Origin of the sequence: Kitasatospora sp. NPDC058218 (assembly GCF_042882445.1) — a bacterium.
Classification (GTDB): domain Bacteria; phylum Actinomycetota; class Actinomycetes; order Streptomycetales; family Streptomycetaceae; genus Kitasatospora.
Genome location: NZ_JBHVWC010000011.1, coordinates 170,918 through 177,325, shown reverse-complemented (window position 1 = coordinate 177,325; position 6,408 = coordinate 170,918). Strand labels below are relative to the sequence as shown.

Genomic DNA, 6,408 nt, shown 5'->3' with positions numbered 1-6,408 from the left:
ACGGGGTTGGTGGCCAGGAGGTGTTGGCCCATTTCGGGCCATTGTGAGCCCTGGCCGGGGAAGACGAACACGGTCTTGCCGCTGACGCCGGCCGTTCCCGTCACCAGATCCGGGTGCGGCTGCCCCTCGGCGAGGGCGGCGAGTGCCTCGCGGTTGAACACGACGGCCCGGTGCGGGAACTTCGGTTTGCGTTCCAGTGCGGCCGCGATCGCGCGGTCCGTGCTGTCGGGGTGTTCGGTGATCCAGGTGTGCAGTCGGCGGGCCTGGTCCCTTAGGGCGTCCTCGCTCTTCGCCGACAGCGGCCAGAACACCGGCCCGTCCACGTCCTCCTCGGGCCTCTGCTCGACCGGTTCGACTGCCGGGGGCTCCTCCAGGATCACGTGCGCGTTGGTCCCGCTGATGCCGAAGGACGACACGGCGGCGCGGCGCCGCCGCTCGCCGTCCGTCTCCCACGGCCGGGCCTCGGTCAGCAGCTCGACGGCGCCCGCCTCCCAGTCGACGTGCGGTGTGGGCTCGTTGACGTGCAGGGTCTTCGGCAGCTCGCGGTGGTGCATCGCCATGACCATCTTGATGATGCCGCCGACGCCGGCCGCGGCCTGGGTGTGGCCGATGTTGGACTTCAACGAGCCGAGCAGCAGCGGTCGTTCGGCGGGACGGTCCTGCCCGTAGGTGGCGATCAGCGCCTGCGCCTCGATCGGGTCACCCAGCTTGGTGCCCGTGCCGTGCGCCTCCACCGCGTCCACGTCGGCGGCGTCCAGGCGGGCGTTGGCCAGCGCCTGCCGGATGACGCGCTGCTGGGAGGGGCCGTTCGGGGCGGTGAGGCCGTTGCTGGCGCCGTCCTGGTTGATGGCGGAGCCGCGGATCACGGCCAGGACCTGGTGCCCGTTGCGCTGCGCGTCCGACAGCCGCTCCAGCAGCACCAGTCCGACGCCCTCACCCCACCCGGTGCCGTCGGCCGCCGCCGCGAAGGCCTTGCAGCGGCCGTCCGCCGACAGCCCGCGCTGCCGGCTGAACTCGACGAACATGCCCGGCGTCGCCATGACGGCCGCACCGCCCGCGAGGGCCATCGAGCACTCGCCCTGCCGCAGCGCCTGCGCCGCCAGGTGGAGGGCGACCAGCGAGGACGAGCAGGCCGTGTCCACGGTGACGGCCGGGCCCTCGAACCCGTACGTGTAGGAGATGCGGCCGGACGCCACGCTCACCGTGCTGCCGGTGAGCAGGTAGCCCTCCATGCCGTTGGCGGGCTCGTGCAGCCGGGGGCCGTACTCCTGGGACATGGCGCCGACGAAGACGCCGACCGGCCGGCCGCCGAGCTCCGCCGGGTCGAGGCCGGCCCGCTCCAGGGCCTCCCAGGAGGTCTCCAGCAGCAGGCGCTGCTGCGGGTCCATCGCCGCCGCCTCGCGCGGCGAGATGCCGAAGAACTCCGGGTCGAAGCCGGCCGCGTCGTACAGGAAGCCGCCGGTGCGCGCGTACGTGGTGCCGGCGTGGGCGGGGTCGGGGTCGTAGAGGCCGGCGAGGTCCCAGCCGCGGTCGGTCGGGAAGCCGCCGATCGCGTCGCGGCCCTCGGCGACCAACTGCCAGAGCTCCTCGGGGGAGTTGGCGCCGCCGGGGTAGCGGCAGGCCATGCCGACGACGGCGATCGGCTCGTCGTGCGCGACCGCCGCGACGACCTGGGCGGCCGTCGCGTCGTTCGACAGCTCGGCCTGGAGGTGGCGGACCAGGGCGGTGGGCGTCGGGTGGTCGTAGAGCAGGCCGGCGGGCAGGCGCAGGCCGGTCCACTGGGACAGCCGGGTGCACAGTTCGAGCGAGAGGGCCGAGTCGAAGCCCAGGTCGCGGAAGGCGCCGGAGGTGTCGACGGCCGCGGGCGTGACGTGCCCGAGGGTGATGGTCATGGTGGTCAGCACGAGGTCGCGGAGCGCCGTCTCCAATTCCTCGCCGCTGAGCCGGGCCAGGCGCTGCGCGGGCGTGAGCTCGGCGGCGTCCTCGGGCTCCTCCTCCTGCCGCTGCGGGGAAGGGAGGGGCTGGACGGACTCCGGCGCGGCGGCGGTGTCGATCCAGTGGCGGCGCCGCTGGAAGGGGTAGGTCGGCAGGCTGGTGCGGGTGCCCGGTGTGTCCTGGGTGGGCCAGGTGGCCGGGTGGCCGTGGGTGTGGGCGGTGGCGACGGCGGCCAGGGCGGTGTGTGCCTCGGGGCGGTTCGGTATGAGGGTCGCTGCTGTGGCCGCGTCGGGGTGGGTGGTGCGGGTGAGGGTGGTGAGGGTGGCGTCGGGGCCGAGTTCGAGGTAGGTGGTGACGCCGTTGTCGTGGAGGGTGGTGAGGGCGTCGTGGAAGCGGACGGCCTCGCGCAACTGGCGTGTCCAGTAGGAGGGTTCGGTGAGCTCCTGGGCCAATTCGCCGGTCAGGGTGGAGATGATCGGACGTGTGGGCTCGTGGTAGGTCAACGACTCGGCGACGGTGTGGAATTCGTCGAGGATGGGGTCCATGTGGTGGGAGTGGAAGGCGTGGCGGGTGTTGAGGATCTTGGCCTTGCGGCCCTGTTCCTTCCACTGGGTGGCGAGGGCGTGGACGGCGTCGACGTCTCCGGCGATCACTACCGCGTCGGCGGAGTTGACGCCGGCGATGGTGAGCCCGCCACCGAGGTGCGGGAGGACGTCGGCCTCGACGCCCTGGAGGGTGGCCATCGCGCCTTCGCCGGTGCTGTGCATGAGGCGGGCGCGGGCGGCGACTAGCTTCGCGGCGTCGGCGAGCGACAGGACGCCGGCGCAGTGGGCGGCGGCGATCTCGCCGATCGAGTGCCCGGCCAGGTAGTCCGGGGTGAGGCCGTGGTGCTCCAGCAGGCGGAACAGGGCCGTCTCCAGGGCGAACAGGGCCGGCTGGGTGTGCAGCGTGGTGTCGAGCAGCCCGTCGGGGTTCGACGCGATGATGTCGCGCAGCTGCGGGAAGAAGTGGCTCAGCGCCTCGTCGTAGGCGGCCGCGAAGACGGGGAAGGTGGTGTACAACTCCTCACCCATGCCGACCCGTTGCGATCCCTGCCCGGTGAACAGGAATGCCAGCTTGCCGTCGTCCGCCGCGCTGCCCGTCACCGCCGACGGGTGCGGCGCGGCCTCGGCCACGGCACGCAGCGCCTCCGCCCGCTCCCCGGGCAGGACGACCGCCCGGTGCTCGAACAGCGAGCGGCCGGTGGCGAGCGCGTGCGCGACGTCGGCGGGCGCGGCCTCGGGGTGCTGGGAGAGCCAGTCGAGCAGCTGCCGGGCCTGGTCGCGCAGCGCGGGCCCGGTCTTCGCCGACAGCGGCCACACCGCAGGGCCGCCGGACGACTCGACGGTCGCGGTTCGGGCGGCCGGCGCCTCCTCCAGGACGACGTGCGCGTTGGTGCCGCCCATGCCGAACGACGACACACCTGCCCGCAGCGTGCCCGCCGGCCACGGGCCGAGCGCGGTCTGCACCCGCAGGTTCAGCCCGGCGAAGTCGATGTCGGGGTTGGGCTCCGCGAAGTTGAGGCTGGGCGGCAGCTCCCGGTGTTCGATCGCCAGGACGGTCTTCAGCAGCCCGACGATGCCGGCCGCGCCCTCCAGGTGGCCGACGTTGGTCTTGGCGGAGCCGACCAGCAGCGGCGAACCCTCGGGGCGGGCCGTGCCGAGGGCCGCGCCGAGCGCCGTGGCCTCGATCGGGTCGCCGACCCGGGTGCCGGTGCCGTGCAGTTCGACGTACTGCACCTGGCCGGGGTCGACGCCGGCCCGCCGGTAGGCGCGGTGCAGCAGCTTCTCCTGGGCCTGCGGGCTGGGCACGGTGAGGCCGTCGGTGGCGCCGTCGTTGTTGACGGCGGTGCCGCGGATCACGGCGTACACGTGGTCGCCGTCGGCGAGCGCGCGGTCGAGCCGCTTCAGCAGGACGGCGCCGCCGCCCTCGCCGCGGACGTAGCCGTTGGCCCGGGCGTCGAAGGTGTAGCTGACGCCGTCGGGGGAGAGGCCGCCGAACCGGGTCAGGCCGAGGGTGCTCTCGGGGGCGATGATGAGGTTGACGCCGCCCGCGACGGCGAGGTCCGACTCGCCGCTGCGCAGGCTCTCGCAGGCCATGTGGACGGCGACCAGCGCGGAGGACTGCGCGGCGTCGATGGTGAGGCTGGGGCCCTCCAGGCCGAGCGTGTAGGAGACGCGGTTGGCGATGATGCCGCGGTTGAGGCCGGTGACGGTGTGCGGGGTGATCGCCTCCAGGCCGTGCCGCTGGAGCACGGTGCTGTAGTCGGCGGCGATGGCGCCGACGAAGACGCTGGTCTGGGTGGCGCGGAGCCGGTCGGGGACGACGCCGGCGTCCTCCAGGCATTCCCAGGCGAGTTCGAGCATCAGTCGCTGCTGGGGGTCCATCAGGGTGGCCTCGCGGGGCGAGATCCCGAAGAAGACCGGGTCGAAGGTGTCGATCCGGTCGAGGAAGCCGCCGCGGCTCGGTGTCCCGTCGAGGCCGGGTCCGCTCCACCGCTCGGCCGGCGCATCGGTGATCCCGGAGGCGCCGCGCCGCAGCAGGTCCCAGAAGGCGCGGGGATCCGGGGCCTGGGGGAGCCGGCAGGACAGACCAATGATGGCAACAGCGTCGGAAGGCATGAGATCCCCATGTCGTTCAGCAGTGGAGGCGCCGCGGGGCGGCGCGCCGTGGCGACCGGTGGCCGGCCGGGGCAGTGGACGGCCACCGGTCGCCTGCGGAGGGAGAGGCGGTGGACGGCGGGGCCGAGCGGCGGTCAGATCCGGCTGTGGTGGCGCTCGCGGTCGGACAGCAGCAGGCCCACGGTGCGCAGCAGCACCGCGGAGGACTCGTGGAGGAAGAGGTGGCCGCCGGGGACGGTGTGCACCCGGCACCCGGCGGTGGTGTGCCGGGCCCAGCCGTCGGCCTGATCGAGCGGCAGCAGCGGATCCTGCTCGCCGGCGAACACGTCGATCGGGCAGGGCAGCGGCCGGTCGCCGGGCGGCCGGTGGCTCTGGCAGACCCTGAGGTCGTCGCGGAACAGGTCCAGCGCGGACCGCACCCAGTCGGGGTAGCGGAGCACCAGTTCGGACATGCCGCCGGTGTCGACCAGCCAGCGGGCGAGGTCCCCGTCGTCGAGGTTCAGGGCGTCGGCGATCGGGGCGAGCAGGTGCGGCGGGGAGTAGGCGCCGACCATCAGCCGGACCGGCAGGCTGGCGCCGCGCGCGGCGCGCAGCAGGGTCAGGTTGTAGGCGACGATGGCGCCCATGCTGTGCCCGTAGAAGGCGTACGGCTCGTCGAGCAGCGGGTCCAGGTGCCGGTCCAGGTCGGCGACCAGGTCGTCGATGCGGGTGAATCGGGTCTCGCTGGCGCGCCGTTCGCGGCCGGGCAGCTGGACCGGCAGCACGGCGACGCGCGGCCCGAGCCGTTCCTGCCAGCCGGTGTACGCCGAGGCCGCACCACCGGCGTGGTGGAAGCAGAACAGTCGGACGTCCGCCCCGGTACCGGCCGCCGCGGGCGGCAGGTAGGGCGTCGCGGTGGGCGTGTCGGGCGTCGTCGCCATCGGCTCAGCTGTCCAGCAGGCGGGCGACGGCGGAGGCGAGCTCCTTGTCGGCGAGCATGACGCCGTGGTCGGTGTCCACCCGGATCTCCTCGCCGACCTCGATCTCCAGGCCCGCGCTGCGCATCGCGTTGAGGCCGCTGAGCGGGCTGGTGGAGCTGTAGGCGACGGCCGAGCGCCACTGCGGCAGCGGGTCGATCTGGCTGGCGGCGGCGAGGTAGCACAGGAAGGACTCGAAGACCGCGAACAGCTCCTCGCGGCGGGTCTCGTCCAGGCCGGCCGCGATCAGCGCGGGCTCCCCGAACTCCCGCATGAGCCGCAGCAGTTCGTGCTTGAGTTCCATGACGTCGGGGATCTCGTCGAAGGCCTTCTGGCCCATCTCGCGGGCCTCGGCGATCTGCTGCTCGGAGATCACCGCGGACAGGAAGCCGATCACCTTGTGGAACTGCCAGATCAGGGTCTGCGCGGTGGACAGCTCGGGGTCGAACAGGACCAGCAGCGGGGCGTTGCCCTGCCGCTCGGCGATCCGTTCGGCGAGCGCGGACGCGTAGATGGCGCCGCCGCAGAAGCCGAGCACCGCGCGCACCTCGGGCCACGCGCCGTCGGTGCCGGCGAGATCCGCCAGGCCGAGGGTCCAGTGGTCGAGGTAGCCGGCGCCGCTGCGGGCCGCCTCGGCGGCGGCCGGCGGCGGGACGGTCTCCCAGGCCGCGAAGGCCGGGCCGGCATTCACCAGATTCGTCAGGAGGTCCGCGAAACGGGCCTCCGGCCGGCCCGTGGTGTCGAAGTCGACGGCTAGCAGAATTCCCTTGGAATTCCCGCCTGCGGTCAGACTCTTCCAAGCGTTTCCTGCGGTCACCGTCACTCCTCGGTCGTGGACTCCAGAACCACCGGCAGCC

Annotated in this window: 3 protein-coding genes; all 3 read right to left on the bottom strand. The window is 73.4% G+C overall.

The window, feature by feature from the left end:
* Positions 1-4,595 (bottom strand): beta-ketoacyl synthase N-terminal-like domain-containing protein (locus tag ACFVYI_RS09685; protein WP_387882776.1); only part of this gene is annotated, 4,595 nt, incomplete at its 3' end.
* Positions 4,596-4,729: 134 nt separating this feature from the next.
* Entirely contained in the window at positions 4,730-5,515 is a 786-nt protein-coding gene (locus ACFVYI_RS09680) for a thioesterase II family protein (RefSeq protein WP_387882774.1), read from the bottom strand.
* 4 nt (positions 5,516-5,519) lie between these two features.
* Entirely contained in the window at positions 5,520-6,368 is an 849-nt protein-coding gene (locus ACFVYI_RS09675; protein WP_387882773.1) for a hypothetical protein, read from the bottom strand.
* Positions 6,369-6,408 lie beyond the last annotated feature (40 nt).